Source organism: Halomonas sp. OfavH-34-E, from assembly GCF_024124525.1.
In the GTDB taxonomy this organism is placed as follows: domain Bacteria; phylum Pseudomonadota; class Gammaproteobacteria; order Pseudomonadales; family Halomonadaceae; genus Halomonas; species Halomonas litopenaei.
The window spans coordinates 38,920-56,376 of record NZ_JAMXRY010000009.1; the positions used below are offsets into that span (position 1 = coordinate 38,920).

At 62.2% G+C, this 17,457-nt stretch carries 9 protein-coding genes; 6 read left to right on the forward strand and 3 right to left on the reverse strand.

Going from position 1 to position 17,457, the window contains the following annotated elements:
• Nucleotide 1: 1 nt before the first annotated feature.
• The 6 genes from NH448_RS06020 (at nucleotide 2) to NH448_RS06045 (ending at nucleotide 5,626) form a co-directional block, all read left to right on the forward strand.
• On the forward strand, nucleotides 2-1,270 hold the full coding sequence (locus NH448_RS06020; RefSeq protein WP_045992526.1) for a TRAP transporter large permease: 1,269 nt from the start codon (nucleotides 2-4) through the stop codon (nucleotides 1,268-1,270).
• Nucleotides 1,271-1,290: 20 nt separating this feature from the next.
• Entirely contained in the window at nucleotides 1,291-2,064 is a 774-nt protein-coding gene (locus tag NH448_RS06025; RefSeq protein WP_108133687.1) for an SDR family oxidoreductase, read from the forward strand.
• A gap of 16 nt (nucleotides 2,065-2,080) precedes the next feature.
• A complete protein-coding gene (locus tag NH448_RS06030) occupies nucleotides 2,081-3,016 on the forward strand; it encodes a 3-hydroxyacyl-CoA dehydrogenase (RefSeq protein ID WP_253028515.1) in 936 nt (311 codons plus the stop codon).
• Between the two features lie 74 nt (nucleotides 3,017-3,090).
• A complete protein-coding gene (locus tag NH448_RS06035; RefSeq protein ID WP_253028516.1) occupies nucleotides 3,091-4,023 on the forward strand; it encodes a 3-keto-5-aminohexanoate cleavage protein in 933 nt (310 codons plus the stop codon).
• Between the two features lie 11 nt (nucleotides 4,024-4,034).
• On the forward strand, nucleotides 4,035-4,562 hold the full coding sequence (locus tag NH448_RS06040; protein ID WP_253028517.1) for a gamma carbonic anhydrase family protein: 528 nt from the start codon (nucleotides 4,035-4,037) through the stop codon (nucleotides 4,560-4,562).
• A gap of 38 nt (nucleotides 4,563-4,600) precedes the next feature.
• Nucleotides 4,601-5,626, forward strand: coding sequence for a LacI family DNA-binding transcriptional regulator (locus NH448_RS06045; RefSeq protein WP_045992521.1), 1,026 nt, complete (start codon nucleotides 4,601-4,603; stop codon nucleotides 5,624-5,626).
• A 69-nt stretch (nucleotides 5,627-5,695) separates the two neighbouring features.
• Here NH448_RS06045 and NH448_RS06050 read toward each other — a convergent pair whose 3' ends face one another.
• The 3 genes from NH448_RS06050 to NH448_RS06065 all read right to left on the reverse strand — a co-directional run bounded on the left by NH448_RS06050 (nucleotide 5,696) and on the right by NH448_RS06065 (nucleotide 16,740).
• On the reverse strand, nucleotides 5,696-6,139 hold the full coding sequence (locus NH448_RS06050) for a type I secretion C-terminal target domain-containing protein (RefSeq protein ID WP_290442686.1): 444 nt from the start codon (nucleotides 6,137-6,139) through the stop codon (nucleotides 5,696-5,698).
• On the reverse strand, nucleotides 6,096-8,033 hold the full coding sequence (locus NH448_RS06060) for an Ig-like domain-containing protein (RefSeq protein ID WP_253028518.1): 1,938 nt from the start codon (nucleotides 8,031-8,033) through the stop codon (nucleotides 6,096-6,098). The genes NH448_RS06050 and NH448_RS06060 overlap by 44 nt, the downstream gene beginning before the upstream one ends.
• Nucleotides 8,034-8,634: 601 nt before the next feature.
• Complete coding sequence (locus tag NH448_RS06065) at nucleotides 8,635-16,740, reverse strand: tandem-95 repeat protein (RefSeq protein ID WP_253028519.1); 8,106 nt, start codon at nucleotides 16,738-16,740, stop codon at nucleotides 8,635-8,637.
• Between the last annotated feature and the right edge of the window lie 717 nt (nucleotides 16,741-17,457).

The window sequence follows — 17,457 nt, forward strand, 5'->3', positions numbered from 1 at the left end:
CATGGCACTGTTACTGTTCGTCCTGCTGATTTCCCTGTTCATTCTTGGCGTCCCCATCGCCTTCTCGCTGGGCTTGGCCTCGGCCATCACCGTCTGGCATGGCGACCTGATGCCGATGCTGATCGTCGCCCAGCAGATGCTGGCCTCGGTCAATTCCTTTCCGTTGATGGCGATCCCGTTCTTCATCCTGGCGGGCTACCTGATGCAGGGTGGCGGCATCTCCAAGCGTCTGGTCGACTTTTCCAACACTCTGGTGGGCAGCATGACCGGCGGCCTGGCCATGGTGGCCATCGTCACGTCGCTGTTCTTCGCGGCGATCTCCGGCTCCGGCGCCGCCACCACCGCCGCGATCGGCGCCATCCTGATTCCCGCCATGCTGTCCAAGGGCTATCCCGGTGGCTACGCCGCCGCCAACCAGGCCGCCTCCGGCGCCCTCGGCGTGATCATCCCGCCCAGCATCCCGCTGATTCTCTACGGCATCGCCGCCAACGTTTCGGTGGGCGACATGTTCATCGCCGGTATTCTGCCGGGCATCCTGGTGACCCTGACCCTGCTGGTGTTTGCCTACTTCTTTGCCCGTGCCAATGGGCTTGGCGGCGGAGAAAAAAGCTCGCTCGGCGACGTCTTTCGCGCCGGTAAAAAGGCGATTCTGGCCATCCTGATGCCGGTGATCATCCTCGGTGGCATCTATGGGGGTGTCTTTACGCCCACCGAAGCCGCCGTCATCGCGGTCGCCTACTCCTTCGTCATCGGCACGCTGATCTACCGCGAGATCAAGTTCGCAAGCCTGGTCGGCATCCTCAAGCAATCCGCCGTGACCACCGCGGTGGTGCTCAGCATCATCGGCGCCGCCGGGCTCTATGGGCGCATCCTGCAAAGCCTGCGGGTCCCCGACATGATCTCGGACTTCGTGATCTCGGCCATCGACAGCCCGCTTCTGTTCATCCTGCTGGCGAACCTGTTGCTGCTTCTGGCCGGCATGTTCATCGAAGCCGCCGCCGCCATCCTGATCTTCGTGCCGATCCTGCTGCCGATCGCGGTGAGCTACGGCTTCGACCCGATCCACTTCGGCATCATCATGGTGGTCAACCTGGCCATGGGCATGTTCACCCCGCCGGTCGGGCTCAACCTCTTCGTCGCCTCCCAGATCACCAACATCGGCATCGCTCGTCTGACCTGGGCGGTCATGCCCTTCGTCGCGATCGTGCTCGCCAACCTTCTGATCATCAGCCTGCTGCCGGTGTTGTCCACCTGGCTGCCGTCGCTGTGACCCCACACAAGGAGAACACCATGAACGTCGTTGAAAGCCTCACCCCGCGCCAGGGACTGCGCGTGCTGGTCACCGCCGGCGCCTCCGGCATCGGCCTGGCCATCGCCAAGGCCTTCGTCCAGGCCGGCGCCAGGGTCCACGTCTGCGACATCGACAGCGAGGCCCTGGCCGCCCTGCCAGACGGCATCACCCATACCCGTTGCGACGTCAGCCGCGAGGACGAGGTCGCCCGCCTGTTCGATGACGCCCGCGCACTCGGCGGTCTCGATGTGGTGGTCAACAACGCCGGGATCGCCGGCCCCACCGCGGGCATCGACGAGATCGATCACGCAAGCTGGACCCAGACCATCGACATCAACCTGAACGGCCAGTACCGCGTCGCCCACCGCGCCGCGCCGCTGCTGCGCGAAAGCCAGGGACTGCTGGTCAACCTGGCCTCGGTAGCCGGACGGCTTGGCTTCGCCTACCGCACGCCCTACGCCGCGAGCAAGTGGGCGGTGGTCGGCCTGACCAAGAGCCTGGCCTGCGAGCTCGGCCCGGACGGCGTGCGGGTCAATGCCATCCTCCCGGGCATCGTGCGCGGGCCACGCATCGAGAAGGTGATCGAGGACCGCGCCGCCAAGCGCGGCATCAGCTACGCCGAGATGGAAACGGAGAACCTGTCGAAGATCTCCATGCGGCGCATGGTCGAGCCCACCGATATCGCCGCCATGGCGCTGTTCCTGGCGGCGCCGGGGGGCACCAACATCAGCGGCCAGGCACTCAGCGTCTGCGCCAACGTCGAATCCCTGTGACCACGGAAGCCTCCTTATGACCAGACCCGTAGGTATTCTCGGCGCCGGCCTGATCGGCCGCGCCTGGGCCATCGTGTTCGCCCGAGCCGGCATCGACGTGTGCCTGCATGACGCCGCAGACGAGGCGCTCGAGCGGGCCCGCGACGCCATCGCCACCTCCCTCGACGACCTCCACCAGGCGGGGCTGATCGAGGACCCGGAGCGGGCGATGTCGCGTATCCGCTACGACAGCGACCTGGCATCGGCCATGGCCGGGGTCGGCTACGTGCAGGAGTGCGGGCCGGAAGATGTCGAGACCAAACGGCGCATCTACAGCGACCTTGAAGCCGTGGTGGCCAAGGACACGGTGCTGGCCAGTTCGACCTCCGGTATCGCCGCTTCGCGCTTCACCGATCACCTCCATCACCCTGACCGTTGCCTGGTGGCCCATCCGGTCAATCCCCCCTACCTGATCCCGCTGGTGGAAGTGGTGCCGGCGCCGGCCACCGGGCAAGCCGCGGTGGCGTCCACCATGGCGCTGATGGAGCAGGCCCGGCAGACACCGATCCTGGTCAACAAGGAAGTCCCTGGCTTCGTGCTCAATCGCCTGCAAGGCGCCCTGCTCAACGAGGCGCTGAGACTGTTCGCAGACGGGGTGTGCTCCGCCGAGGATCTGGACAAGACGGTCAAGCACGGGCTGGGCCTGCGCTGGTCGTTCATGGGGCCCTTCGAGACCATCGACCTCAATGCGCCCGATGGCGTGGTCGACTATGGCAACCGCTATGGGCCGCTGTATCGCGACGTCGACCGCGAGCGCGGTGACGACGATCCCTGGCAAGCCACGACCCTGGCGGCACTCGACCAGCAGCGCCGTCAACAACTGCCAGCCCAGCGCCTGGGCGAGCGACAGGCCTGGCGCGACCGACGCCTGATGGCGCTGATCGCCCACCAGCAGACGCTGGCAAACGATTGACCCGGGCCAACGACGGACCCAGACCAGCCACTGTCCCACCTTACCCGCCTATCCATCATTCAAGGACCCGACCCATGGCAAAGCAACGCAAGGTCATCATCACCTGCGCGGTCACCGGCGCGATCCACACCCCGTCCATGTCGCCGCACCTGCCGGTCACCCCGGAAGAGATCGCCGAGGCAGGCATCGCCGCCGCCGAGGCCGGCGCCTCGATTCTGCACCTGCATGCGCGTGATCCCGACAACGGCAAGCCGACCCAGGACCCGGCCATGTTCGAGCGCTTCCTGCCCCACATCAAGGACGCCTGCGACGCGGTCATCAACCTCACCACCGGTGGCAGTCCGCACATGACGGTGGAGGAGCGCATGCGCCCGGCCATGGAGTTCAAGCCCGAGCTTGCCTCCATGAACATGGGCTCGATCAACTTCGGGCTGTTCCCGATGCTCGACCGCTACGCGTCGCTTGAGCACCAGTGGGAGCGTGAGCACCTGGAGAACAGTCGCGACCTGGTGTTCAAGAACACCTTCGCCGACATCGAGAAGGCGATGACCCTGGGCGCCGAGAACGGTACCCGTTTCGAGTGCGAGTGCTACGACATCGGACACCTCTATTCCCTGCGCAACCTGCTCGACCGCGGCGTCATCGGCGGCCGCGTGTTCGTCCAGAGCGTGTTCGGCATCCTCGGTGGCATCGGTCCTCACCCGGAGGACGTGATCCACATGCGGCGCACCGCGGACCGGCTGTTCGGCGACGCCTACGAGTGGTCGGTGCTGGGCGCCGGCAGCAGCCAGATGCGCATCGCCGCCCAGGCCGCCGCCATGGGGGGACACGTGCGGGTCGGGCTCGAGGATTCGCTGTGGCTGGGCCCGGGCAAGCTGGCCGAGACCAACGCAAGCCAGGTCGCCAAGGTGCGCGAGATCCTCGAGGGTCTGTCGTTTGAGGTGGCGACCCCGGACGAAGCGCGTCAGATGCTGGGACTCAAGGGCGCCGACCAGGTCGGCTTCTAGGGAGACGGACGATGACCCTGTATCGACTCGGGGGCGAGGCCCCCGATATCGCCGCCAGCGCACTGGTGTTCGACGAGGCCACGCTGATCGGCGACGTACGCCTGGGTGAGCGCGTCAGCGTGTGGCCCGGGGCCGTGCTTCGTGGCGACAATGCGCCTATCGTGGTGGGAGACGACAGCAACCTGCAGGACGGCTGTGTGGTTCACTCGGACCCCGGCTATCCGGTTACCATGGGACGCCAGGTCACGGTGGGTCACCTGGCCATGCTGCACGGCTGCCGCATCGGCGATGACGTGCTGGTGGGGATGAATGCCACGGTACTCAACGGTGCCGACATCGGTGATCGATGTATCATCGGCGCCGGCGCGCTCGTCACCTCGGGCAAGCGCTTTCCCCCTGGCTCGTTGATCGTCGGCAGTCCAGCCAAGGTGGTCAGAGAACTGACCGAGGACGAGATACAGTCGGTGCGCGAAAATGCCAGCGTCTACACCGACAAGATCGCCGCCTATGCGTCTCTGGAGCCTGTCGAGCCGGCGTGATCGCCGGCCATTTCTGCCACCCGACACGACATGACTCGATGAAAAAGAAATCCGTCACCTCACACGATGTCGCCCGTCTTGCCGGGGTCTCGCAGTCTGCCGTCAGCCGGACCTTTTCGCCGGATGCCAAGGTGTCGGACAAGACCCGCAAGAAGGTCATGGAAGCGGCGCGGCAACTTGGCTATCGGCCCAACACCATCGCCCGCTCTCTGATCACGCGATCGAGTCGCACCATCGCGGTGGTCGTCTACAGCCTCGAGAATCCCTTCTACAGCTATATGCTGGAAAAGGCGTCCCGCTTCTTCAAGCAGCAGGGTTACCACCTGCTGCTGTTCTCGGCGTCCAGCAGCGACGGCTTCGATGACGTGCTCGACGACATCCTGAGAAGCCAGGTCGAAGGCATCCTGATGCTGGCAATTACCCTCAATGACGACCAGGCGGCTCTGGTCTGCGACTACGGCATTCCGGTGGTAATCATCAACCGTACGGTCGACTACGCGGGCATCAGCCAGGTCGCCTGTGACAACTTCCAGGGCGGCTACTGGGCGGGCCGCCACCTGGTCTCGCTGGGCCATCGCCGCATCGCCTACCTGTCTGGCCTGGTCGATTCCTCCACCGACATCCAGCGTCGAGCAGGCTTTGTCGAGGGCCTGGCCTCCATGGGGGCCGCGCTTCACGACAGCGGCATCGGCCACTATCAATACACCAGCGCCTGCCAGGCCACCCGGCTGCTGTTCGCCAGCACCACGCCGCCCGACGCCCTGTTTGCCGCCAACGACCTGATGGCCATCGCCGCCATGGAAGTCATCCAGAGCGAGTTCTGCCTCAAGGTGCCCGAGGACGTCTCGGTCATCGGTTTCGACGACGTGCCCATGGCCGCCTGGCCGAGCCACTCGTTGACGACCCTGCAGCAGCCGGTACAGACCATGATCATGCGTGCCACCGAATTGCTGCTGGCCCAGATCGACCAGCCGGACACCCCACCACAGCAGATCACCCTGCCAGTCACGCCGATGCTGCGCGGCAGCGTCAGGCGGCCTTCAGGCGACGTCAACGACACCTAGTGAAGCGAAGCGACCCTCTCGCCATCCGCCGACGCATGCGTGAGCATGCGCCGGCGAATGGGCCAGCGCCTATTCCACCTCGAGCTGTCCATGGTCGATCAATCGATCGAGGAAGGCGTCGCTGGATGCTCCGCCCATGCGCACGCCGGCGAGGACGATAAACTGATCGGCGCCGGCGCCGTGTGCGCCGATACCACCATCAGACTTGACCGCGATGACAGTATCGCCACCCTCCTGACTGGCGTGCAGGAAGTCCGACACCTGGTGGTCACGGGCGTCATCGAGCAGATCAGACAGATCGAGCCGATCTGCCTCGGGGTTGCGGGCGGTGTTGCCCAGGGTGAAGTCCTTGATCTCGTCCTCTGCAGGCCTGCGCACACTGCCCGCATCCCCCGCCTCGTAGCCAAAGGTGTCGGCGCCAAAGCCGCCCCACATCACGTCGCCACCGCGACCGCCGATCAGCACGTCGTCACCACCACCGCCGATCAGCACATCGCCCCCCCCCTTGCCCAAGCAGGGTATCGTTGCCGCCATCGACACGGTCTGTATCCATCAGCTCCCGGTAGTGGTCCTGGATATAGGCAATGATCTCGGCATCGCTCGCCTCGGCGCCATTGCCATGGTGAACCGACCACTTGAGGTACTCGGTCAGCCCTTCGTAGCCGAGGCCGTCGTGGCTGCCGGCGGCAAAGCTCTCGTGGGTATCGCCGTCTCTCCAGCGAAGGTGGTCGGAGTTGACGGTGTCGCCAAACAGAATATCGGCCTTCACCCCGCCGGCAAGCACATCGTCACCGAGCACCTCGAGCGGTGCGTCGGGGCCACCCTGCGCCAGCGCGGCGTTCAGTACCTCCTGGGTGTTGACGATGACCGACTCACCGGCGGGTGACGTCCACTCGGTGCCGTCCTGCAGGGTGATGGTGCGAGTCCCCTGGGTCTCGGTATTGTCGAAGATGTCCAGATAGTCCTTGCGCAGCAGACCCGCAGGATCCGGCTCCCCCGCGACCTCTTCACCGATGCCGAAGGTATGCACCTCGGACAGCCGACCGAGTTGAAGGAACTGTTGATACGCCTTGTGGACAGGGGTAAAGGCCCCCGCCACATCGCTCTCCACGATGTGTCCACCCTCCCGGTAGGCTGTCGGGAGACCATCGGTCAGGAACAGGGTCAGCGACCTGTCACCTTCATCTTCCTTTGCGACATGGTATTTTCTGGCGGCGGAGAGGGCTGCCTGATAGTTGGTGGAGCCCTGGGCCGCCGCACCGTTGACGTAAGCGATAAGGCCAGCCACGTTATGTTCGTTCAGACCATCGACCGCTCTGGGTGAATGCGCCTTGTCGTCAAAACGCACCACTTGTACGTCCACATTTCCGTCGTGACCCGCCAGACGTGTGAGCAACAGATTGACGTTCTGCTGCAATAGCTGTAGCCGACTAAGACCATCCGTGCCGGACGGCTGGCGCATGCTGCCGGACTCGTCGATCAGGATCGAGATGTTGTAGTCGACACCTGACGCAATCAATCCCTGCTTGCCGCCCAGGTCGCCGATCAGGACGTCATCACCCGGGCCGGTCGACCCATGATTATCCCCATTGTCACCGACATAGAGTTCGCCAGCTTCCCGGCCCGCCATCACATCGACCGTCAGTGACGCCGAGGTGATATCACCGTCGCCATCGGTGCCGTTGTAGTCGATCACTGCGTCACCGGCGAAGCCCTGGTGCGGGACGAAGGTCAGGGTGCTGTCGGGGTTGATGGTGACGCTGCCGACGCCAGCACCACCCTGAACGCTGGCCCTGATGACATCGCCCGGGCCATCGGCACCATGCTCATCGTTGGCCAGCACATCCACACGCACCGGCGTGCCGCTGGCGGTAGTGGCACTGTCGTCATGGGCGATTCCGCTGTCGTCATCGATGATGATCTGCACAGCTCCGTCAGCGCTGTCGCCGTCCCCATCGGTGACGGTGTAGCCCACCGTGAACTTGATATCGTCTTCAAACGTACTGCTGCGGTGGTCCAGCGGACCTTCGACAAACAACTTGTAATAGGCCGTTTCAGGGCCATGCAGTATCCAGATAACGCGGTCACCGTTGTCGTCGAAACCTTCCAGCGAACGACCGTTGCCACTGAGCTGCCAATTGATCGGGACGCCGCCGGAAGTCAGTGCCGGCAGCCCGGCGGTGTGCCAGGTGAAGGAGCTCACGCCGTCGTTACCGACGTCATAGTTCAAACGAGCGGCAGTAAAGCTCTGGAAAGTCAAGGCGTCGCCTACGCCACCTCGAATGCCGCCGGGCAGGCCCTCTTCGTCAACCACCGACCTGATCAGACCGGCGGTCGGGGTATGGTCGTGTGGACTGTCGATCGAGGTGTAGGTGCTCGCATTGTCTGTTTCGGAATCGGTATTCATGACAGTCTCCTGTCCTTGGGTGGGTCGAAATTCGCGTATGGCTCCTTGAAGCTAGGTGGTCGATACCGACCTCGACACTGGACTGGTGGCCACCACTTTTCGTCCCATTACTCCTCGATTCCTGGTGCCAACCGCGACTTTCATAAAAAACCGACACTTGCGAATCAGCAAAAAACCACTTCGCATAAAAAGCCACACGAAAGAAAATTCACGAAATCTCTTACCAACTGATAAATAACAACTTTCTGTTTTTCCACCGATTTGAAAATATGAGATTCCGGCATCGAAAAACTCGAAACAACACAGTTCTGTAGGCCGGTTCAACGCCGGCGCTACCATGGCTTATAAAAGCCAACATATCACCTTGTAGGTCACCGCCACCTTTTTGGAATATTGATCGATCAACATTGATCACACGACAGGACAAACACCCATCAATCATCGATAAGTCGAGGCAGAATTTCAGCCGGTTTATCGACTTAAAAAAGACGCAAAAAAATATTGCGATAGCCGACAAGACATCACCCAGCCAAAGGCCGGGTGATCGAAGGGGATCTTCGCTGGAGTGATCCACCGCTGACTCCACTCTCTACTCCACTGCCTACTCCACCAGCAGCGCGGCCTCCTGGCCGATGCGCTCCAGCGTGGTGTCGCCTGCGCCCGGCACACCGGCACCGTTCAGGACCAGCGCTTGTTCGCTGTCTGCGCCACTGCCACTGCCGCCACCACTGCCTCCACCACTGCCCCCTGCCGACGCGGGGCCTACGCTGTCGGTCTGGTCCTGTTCCGGAGGCAGCCAGACCGATACCTCCTCGTCGCTCTCGTCATCAAGCAATTCCGACAGCGCCAGCCGGTCCGTCTGGGCAGCGACTTCCTCGCCTGTCACAAGCACACCTGTGTCGCCAATGGCAGAGGCACTGACGTCAGCATCCGCTGGCGCTGGCGCTGGCGCCACGTTGGCTCTAGCGAAACTGCGAGCCTCATCGTATTCGCTATCAGCAGCATCTACCCAGAGACTCGTTTCACTGATAAAGCCCCCGTCGTACAAGAACGTCACCGTATGATCGGGATTGATCGTCACCTGGCCACCATCACCGCTGGAGACTCTCACCTTCAGGGAACCGTAGCCATCGCCGCCGAAGTTCACCAAATCGAGGGTCACCGGAATGCCGCTATAAAAGGTAAAGCCTTCCAGATCAGCAGTGATCACAGGCGTGTCGTCATCTACCGTCAGCCGGAGTTGTCCTTCAGCAGTATCGCCGTCACCGTCGGTAATGACGTAGCCGACCGCGACATTGATATCACTCTCCCCAAGGTCATCTTTGTGGTCCAACGGACGATACAGCTCGACGCGGTAGTCGCCGCTGTCGATATCGGTCATCTCGATGCCAATCACAGTATTACCGTCGCTATCGGAGGCCAGGAGGCTGTGGCCGGAGCTACCGAGTGACCAGGCCAGGGGGCGTCCTTGCGACGTTAAAGACGGCATGCCTTCTGTCGTCCAGCGGAAGCTGCCACGCCCTCCCTCACCGAAGTCATAGCCCAGCGAACCGGTCACCACGGTCTGCTCACCGGGAACGTCATTGAAACCGCCGGGGTTGCCGCCGAGGCCATCCTCATCGACGACGGCCTCGGCCACCATGGTGGCGGGGTCGCCATCGGTTTCCGGGGTCGTCGGTCTGGTGGGGTCGCCACCCGTCACATCGATAGAGAGCGTCGCCTCGCTGCTGTCACCGTCGTTGTCGCTGCCGCTGTAGTCGATCTCCGCCACGCCGGAGAAGCTCGGGTTGGGTATGAAGGTCACGGTGTCATCGGCATTGACCGTGATGCTGCCGACCCCTGCCCCTCCCTGAAGGCCAAACCCGCCGATGCTCCCCGGCCCATCGGCGCCATATTTATCGTTGGTGGACACATCCACGGTAATCGGGGTGTCACTGTCGGTACTGGCGCTATCATCGCTGGCGCTGCCGGCGTCGTCGTCGACAAAGAGCAGGAAGACACCCTCGGCACGGTCCCCGTCGCGATCGGTGACGGTATAGCCAACCTCTAAGGCGCGGTTATCCTCTACAACATAAGACAACGAGGGGGACGGCTCGTGATCCAACGGCTGGAACAGCGCCACTCGATAGCTACCGCTGGCAACATCGGTCAATTGCACCGAGATCACCCGGTCGCCACTGCTATCTACGCCCAGCAGCGAACGCCCGTTACCGCTTAACTGCCAGGTCACCGGATCTCCGCCGGTCGTCAGCGTCGGCAGATCGTCGCTATGCCAGGTAAAACCACCCTGACCGTTATTTCCGAAGTTGTAGCCCAGCAAGCCGGTGGCGACGGTGCGTTCGGTGGCAACATCCCCATCTCCTCCCGGGATACCGCCTGGCAGCCCGTCTTCGTCGACGAAGGTCCTGACAGGGACAGTGTTCGGATCGTCATCGGTTTCCGGGGTAGTCGGGATGTCATCGGTTTCGACGTCCACGACAAGCGTGCCGGTACTGATGTCACCGTCGCCGTCCATTGCGTCATAGTGAACACGCGCAACGCCAGAGAAAGACGAATCGGATTCAAAGGTCAAGGTACTGTTAGGGTGGATCTTGAGGGTGCCGACGCCGTCGGCGCCACCCTGAATGCGGGCGCCGACAAGACGTCCCGGCCCATCGGCGCCGAACTCATCATTGGCCAGCACATCCACCCTGACCCGGTCACCGCTCACGGTGCTGACACTGTCATCGTTGGCGCGAACGCTGTCGTCATTCACGCTGACATTGAGCACGCCTTGCGCAGCCTCGCCGTCACGATCGGTGATCACGTAGCCCAGCGCCATGTCGATACTGTCCTCGCTCATGGCATCATCGTGATCAAGCGGTCGGAGCAGTGACACGCGATACTCTGCGTTGAGAATATCGATGATTCTGACGCGCAGGACGCCATTGCCCTCGGTATCGGAGGCCGTCATGGTATGGCCGGTGGCATTGAGCGACCAGCTCAATGGGCGGCCTTGTGACGTCAAGGAGGGCAGACCGTCGGTGCTCCAGCGGAAGGTTCCACGCCCATCAGAGCCAAAGTCATAGCCCAGCGAGCCGGTCACGACGGTCAGCTCGCCTGGCGCATCACCCGGACCACCGGCAACACCACCGGCCAGGCCGTCCTCGTCGACAACCGCGGTGGCGGGTCCGGTGGCTGGATCGTCATCGGTCTCCGGGGTGGTAGGACGATCCGTGCCCTGGTCGACACTGACGCTGAGCTGTCCAGCGGTAATGTCGCCGTCTGCGTCGCTGCCGGTGTAATCAATCAGCGCGGTGCCGCTAAAGCTTGCCTGTGGCACAAAGGTCAACACGCCAGCGCTGGTTAGCGTGACGCTGCCGACATCCGCGCCTCCCTGGACACTGGCAGCGATCACCCGTGCCGGGCCATCGGCGCCGTGGTCGTCGTTGGCCAGCACGTCCACTTCGACCGCTGTCGCGCGATCGGTGCGCGCACTGTCGTCGTTGGCACGACCACGGTCATCATCCACGGTCACGCGCAGCACACCCTCAGCAGTGTCACCGTCAGCGTCGCTGACGCTGTAGCCCACGACGAAGTTGAGGTCGTCCTCGACCCTGGCGTTGGCGTGGTCCAGCGGCCTTGCCACTGCCACCTTGTAGCTGCCGGTCGCCTGATCGACAAGCTGAACCGAGATGGCCCTATCGCCATTGCTGTCAAACCCCACCAGCGAACGACCGTTACCGTTGAGCCGCCAGGTCACCGGATCACCGCCGCTGGTCAGCGACGGCAGGCCGTCGGTGCTCCAGCGAAAGTCTCCCTGGCCATCGCTGCCGAAGTCATAGCCCAGCACGCCCGTCGCGACCGTGAGTTCGGTGGGCGCATCCCTGACACCGCCGTGGATGCCGCCCGCCAGGCCATCCTCGTCGACCACGGCCTTGGCGGGGTTGGACAGGGGGTCGCCGTCGGTCTCCGGAGTGATGGGAATACCGGCATCATCGCTCTTGACCACAACGCGGAGCTGTGCACTGCGGGTATCACCGTCGGCATCGCTCGCGGTGTAGTCGATCAGCGCACTCCCTGAGAAGTCAGGGTGGGGGATAAAGGTCAGGGTGCTGTCGGGATTGATGGTGACGTTGCCAACCGCTGCCCCACCGCGCACGCTGGCGGAGACGAGACCACCCAGGCCATCAGCGCCGTACTGGTCGTTGGCCAGCACGTCCACGCTGATCGGGCTGGCCTTGTCGGTAGTGGTGCTGTCATCGACCAGCAGCATACTATCGTCATCCACGCTGATCCTTAGCTGGCCCTGGGCAGTGTCGCCGTTGCCGTCGGTGATCATGTAGCGAACGGTCAGATCGATATTGTCCTCGAGGCTGGCATCGTCGTGGTCAAGCGGCCGGTGCAGCTCGACACGATAGAGCCCCTGCTCGAGATCGGTGATGCGGACGCTGATCACCTCGTTGCCAAGCGCATCCACGCCCGTCACCTCATGCCCGGTACCGTTGACCAACCAGCTCAACGGGCTACCCTGTGAGCTCAGCGCCGGCAGGCCATCGGTGACCCAGTGGAAGGGAAACAGCCACGGCCCGTCCTTGCCGAAGTCATTGCCCAACGATCCGGTGACGACCCTGGCCTCTCCGGCCACGTCCCCCGGGCCGCCGGCGATGCCACCGGCGAGGCCTTCCTCGTCGAGCACGGCCCGGGCCGAGACGGTGGCAGGGTCGCCATCGCTCAGCGGCGTGATCGGTACATTGTTGCCAGAGGCGCCGACACTGACCTCGACACGTCCGCCGGTCTCATCGCCATCACCGTCAGTGTATCCGAGCTGCAACAAGGCCGTGCCGTGGAACTCGGGATGCGGCGTGAAGGTGGCATAAAAATCACCCTCTTCGTGGCTGACCTGGCCAACGCCATCGCCGCCGACGACCTCGGCGCGAAAGTTGGCGACCCGCTCGAAGTCGGCGCCGATAAGGATGTCATCCCGCAGATCAAACCTGACCGGGGTATCGGTGCCAGTGAAGTACCATCCCCTGTACCCACCACCACGGGGACTGTCGTCGTCCACCAGGATGTCCAGCGAGCCTTGCGCACTATCGCCGTTGCCATCGGTGATGACGTAGCCGACGCTGAAGGTGATGTCGTCTTCCAGGTAGGGGTCGCTGTGATCCAGTCCCTTTAGCAGTTCAACTTTGAAGATGCCCGGCTCCAGGCCCAGGAGCTTTATACTGATCACGTCTACCTGGTCATAGTAGCCGAAAATATTGAGACCGCGGGCCTTGCCGATCAGGCTGTTACCAGCGGCGTTGAGCGACCAGGTCACAGGCTCACCATTCGCACTCAATTCGGGCAAGCCATCGGTGGACCAGCGGAAGCTGCCAGGCCCAGCCTCTCCAAAGTCGTAGCCCAGAAAACCGTCGTAATAGGCTTGGTAGTATCCGATATCGCCGGAACCACCTTCCAGGCCAGTCATTTCATAGGCATACAAGTAAAGCCGGTCCTCATCGACGATGGCGGTGGGCGCCACGTTCTCAGGATCACCGTCGCTGTCCGGGGTGGTGGGGCCGCCGGCGTCGCCACCTTCGACGACGACGCTGAGTGTGGCGGCGGCGGTGTCACCGTCGGCGTCACTGACGACGTAATCGATCAGCACCTCTCTGCCGAAAAGCTCCGGGTGGGGCACGAAGGTCAGGCTGTTGTCGGGGTTGATCGTGATGCTGCCGACCGCTGGCCCGCCGCGCACGCTGGCGTCGATGATGCCCCCAGGGCCATCGGCGCCCAGCCCGTCGTTGTCCAGCACCGCTACCCTGATCGCCGTGTCGACGGCGATTGTGGCGCTATCGTCTCGGGCCACCAGGCTGTCGTCGTCCACCACGATGTCAAGCCTGCCGGCGGCAACGTCTCCGCCACCGTCGGTGACGGTATAGCCCACCTCGATAGAGAGGTCGTCCTCGATGCCCGAAATGACATGATCCAGCGGCTTGTCCAGCGTCACCTTGTAGCGGCCGGTCACCACGTCGACAAGCTGCACCGCGATGACCCTGCCGCCACCGCTGTCGACGCCCAGCAGCGAACGGCCATTGCCGCTTAGCCGCCAGCTCACCGGATCGCCACCGGAGGTCAGTATCGGCAGGCCATCGGTGTGCCAGCGGAAGCCACCCGGACCATCATTGCCGAAGTCGTAGCCCAGCGATCCGATGGTCACGCGACTCTGGGTAGCCGTGTCGCCGGCCCCCCCGGCGATACCGCCTGCCAGGCCATCCTCGTCGACCACCGCCTTGGGCGACCGGGTGTCGGGGTCGCCATCGGTCAGTGGCGTGATCAGCCCGTCAGGATTGACGGCCGCAACAGACACGGTGAGGGTGCCGACGGGGAAGTCACCGTCGCCATCGGAGCGGGCGTAGTCGATAAGCGCATCGCCGGAGAATCCCACAGCGGGAACAAAGGTCAGGGTGCCATCGGGATTGATCGACACGGTGCCCACAGCGTCGCCGCCCTGAACGCTTGCCTGCATGACCTTGCGTACGCCCTCGGCGCCGATCTCGTCGTTGCTCAGCACGTCCACGATGACCGGGGTGGCACTGAGGGTGGCGGCGCTATCGCTGTTGGCGCGGCCGGCGTCGTCATTGACACGGATCTCGAGTACGCCTTCAGCCGTGTCGCCGTCACCATCGGTAACGACATAGTCGATCACAAAGTCGACATTGTCCTCGATACTTGGATCCGAGTGATCCAGCGGCTGGAACAGCTCGAAGCGATATTCACCCGTCGTGATATCGACAAGTTCAAGCCTGAATACCGAGCCGAACTGCGCGTCCTTGGCAATCAAGGTCCGTCCATTATTCACCAGTGACAGGCGCGGCACTTCCCCTCTCACCTCCACATCTACCAAATAGGAGCTACGAATCCAGGAGAAACCAGCAACCCCATCGTCGCCAGCGTCATAACCCAGGAAACCGGTGGCGACCGTTGACTCGCCGGCGATATCGCCGATACCGCCAGCAATGCCCCCGGGCAGACCCTCCTCATCGACGACGACCCTGGCCGGTTGGGTATCGGGGTCGTCGTCGGTTTCCGGAGTGGACCGCGTCGTCGAGGCAGCGTCGCGGACATTGACGGTCAGACCTCCTTGGGTGGTGTCACCATCGCCATCGCTGCTGGTGTAATCGATCAGGGCATCGCCCAGAAAGTCCGGGTGAGGCACGAAGGACAAGCGGCCATCGCCCCGGACCGTGACGCTACCGACATCGGCTCCCCCTTGAACGCTGGCCGCGACAACCCCACCCGAACCGTCGGCACCGAGAACGTCGTTAGCCAGCACGTCGACGATGACCTGGGTGTCCTTGGACGTGGAAGCCCTGTCGTCGTTGGCGCGAGGAGCGTCATCATTGACCGTGACCTCGAGCACGCCGAAAGCGCTGTTGCCAGAGACGTCGACGACGACATAGCCCAACTCGAAGTGAATACTGTCATCGTTGCCAGCGCCTGAGTGATCCAGTGCGGCAATCTGGTCGCGGTCAGCAAAGTGTCTAACGTCAGGCAACCGTACCTCATAGCTGCCGGAGGCTAAGTCGGTAAGCACCACCTCGATGACCGCATACTCCTCCTGGGCGTCACTATCGTAGGCAACCCCACGCACCCTGTGGCTACTAGCGTCAATCAACCATGACACCGGATAGCCGTCGGCGGTCAGACGCGGCAAACTGGCGATATCCCAATCGAAGCTGCTCACCCGTTGAATTTCGTAGCCAGTTTCTTCTGAGCAATCGCTGCCGAGGTCATAGCCCAGCGACCCGGCCGCCACGACCGTTTCGCCTGTGCCTGAGCCGCTGGCACTACCGTAGTAAGAGGCGGCTTCATCGACGATAGCGTGGGCCGGTTCGGTGGTGGGATCGCCATCGGTCTCCGGGGTGGTCGCCACCTCGCTGTTCTCACATTCTCGGATATCGAAGTGGGCCTCGATGTTCACCCGGTCGCCGTCACCATCGATGACAACGATCTGGAACTCGAACGATCCCTCGGCATCGGGGTCGGCCTTGAACACCCAATATTCCAAGTTGACGGCGAGCAGGCCTTTGTCGGTGTCGATCATCGCCCCCAGTGGATATTCGGTGTCGTCACCGGGCAGGCTGACAAAGACCCGGTCGAGCCCTTCTTTGCCAGCATCCATCCTCCAGCGATCGACGACAAAGTTCCCCGGAACGACCGAACTGGGAGTATCGATGCCGTTGTACCCCGAGTAGGTGGGTGGCGCTACATCAACCACATTGATGTCGACCCAGGCCTTCTCTTCCCTGCCCTCGTTGTCGGTGGCGATGAAAGGAAACGATAACGACAGAATGTCGTCGAAATCAGGCCCGGTATGGTCCAGTTTCCGATTCACCGAAACAGTGACCAACTCGTCGTCGTCAGTCAGTTGCAGGATCAGCAGGGCTCTTCCCGGATCCTCGTCCAGCAAACTCTCCTCGAACAGCATCAATCGCTGCCCGTCGGGTGAAATCCGAAACCCCACTGGCTCACCGTCCGCCGTCAGTTCGGGGAGGTCAGGAGCCACCCAGCGATAGGGCTCATTGCTGGCAGGATCTCTGTTGTATCCAAAGTCGTGGTTCAGCCTGAAGCTATAACTCCCACCGCCATCGGTGACAGAGAGAAGGACAGCGGGCTCCACGCCGCGGGTATTCATCAGCGCAGTGGCGCTGGCATTGGCTCTTTCAGTGTCGGTATTCATGGGAGTGTCCTCGCCGCCGGTTGGTGGCGGCAAACAACGAAAACAAGGCAACAAGCACGGTGTGATTCCTGCGTCTGCCTTAAACCTAGGCACTGATTTTCGCTCTCGACACTGGACTGACGAACATCATTATCACTCGAAGCCTCGTTGTTTTCCGACATCAAAAATTTCTTTTTTATAAAACAGATAATTGCGCGTCAGAAAACACCTCAGCCACCAACTCACACTTTGTGATAAAAAATTCACAAATTTTTAAATGATTGATAATTCGACACTTAACTTTATAAATAAATACCAAGGTCGCTGCCATTAAGCGACTACACAATCGATTAAGCACAATTTTGCATGCTTATTCCACGCCTCGGGCAACGATGACTGCGAACAATCACACAAAACACTCTAGATTTTACGTCACGATTTTCTTCCCTTGTCAGTTCGACAACTGAAAAAACAAAAACCACGCTTCCATCTTTCCATAAGCGAGTACACGCCGGCCTTTACGCACGTCGCTATAACGCCATAACAAAAAATTATCACCTTTTGATAAAAACCCCGATTGGCCGAATTAAAGTGCTGATGTTGTGGGTCGAGATCACCGCCCGAAGAACAGCCGATAGTTGCTGCGCTTGCAGGATGCAGTGCACGGCCCTGTCGCTGGGAGGGGGCTGGGAGGGGGCTGGGAGAGAGGGCTGGGAGAGAGGGCTGGGAGCGCTCGTA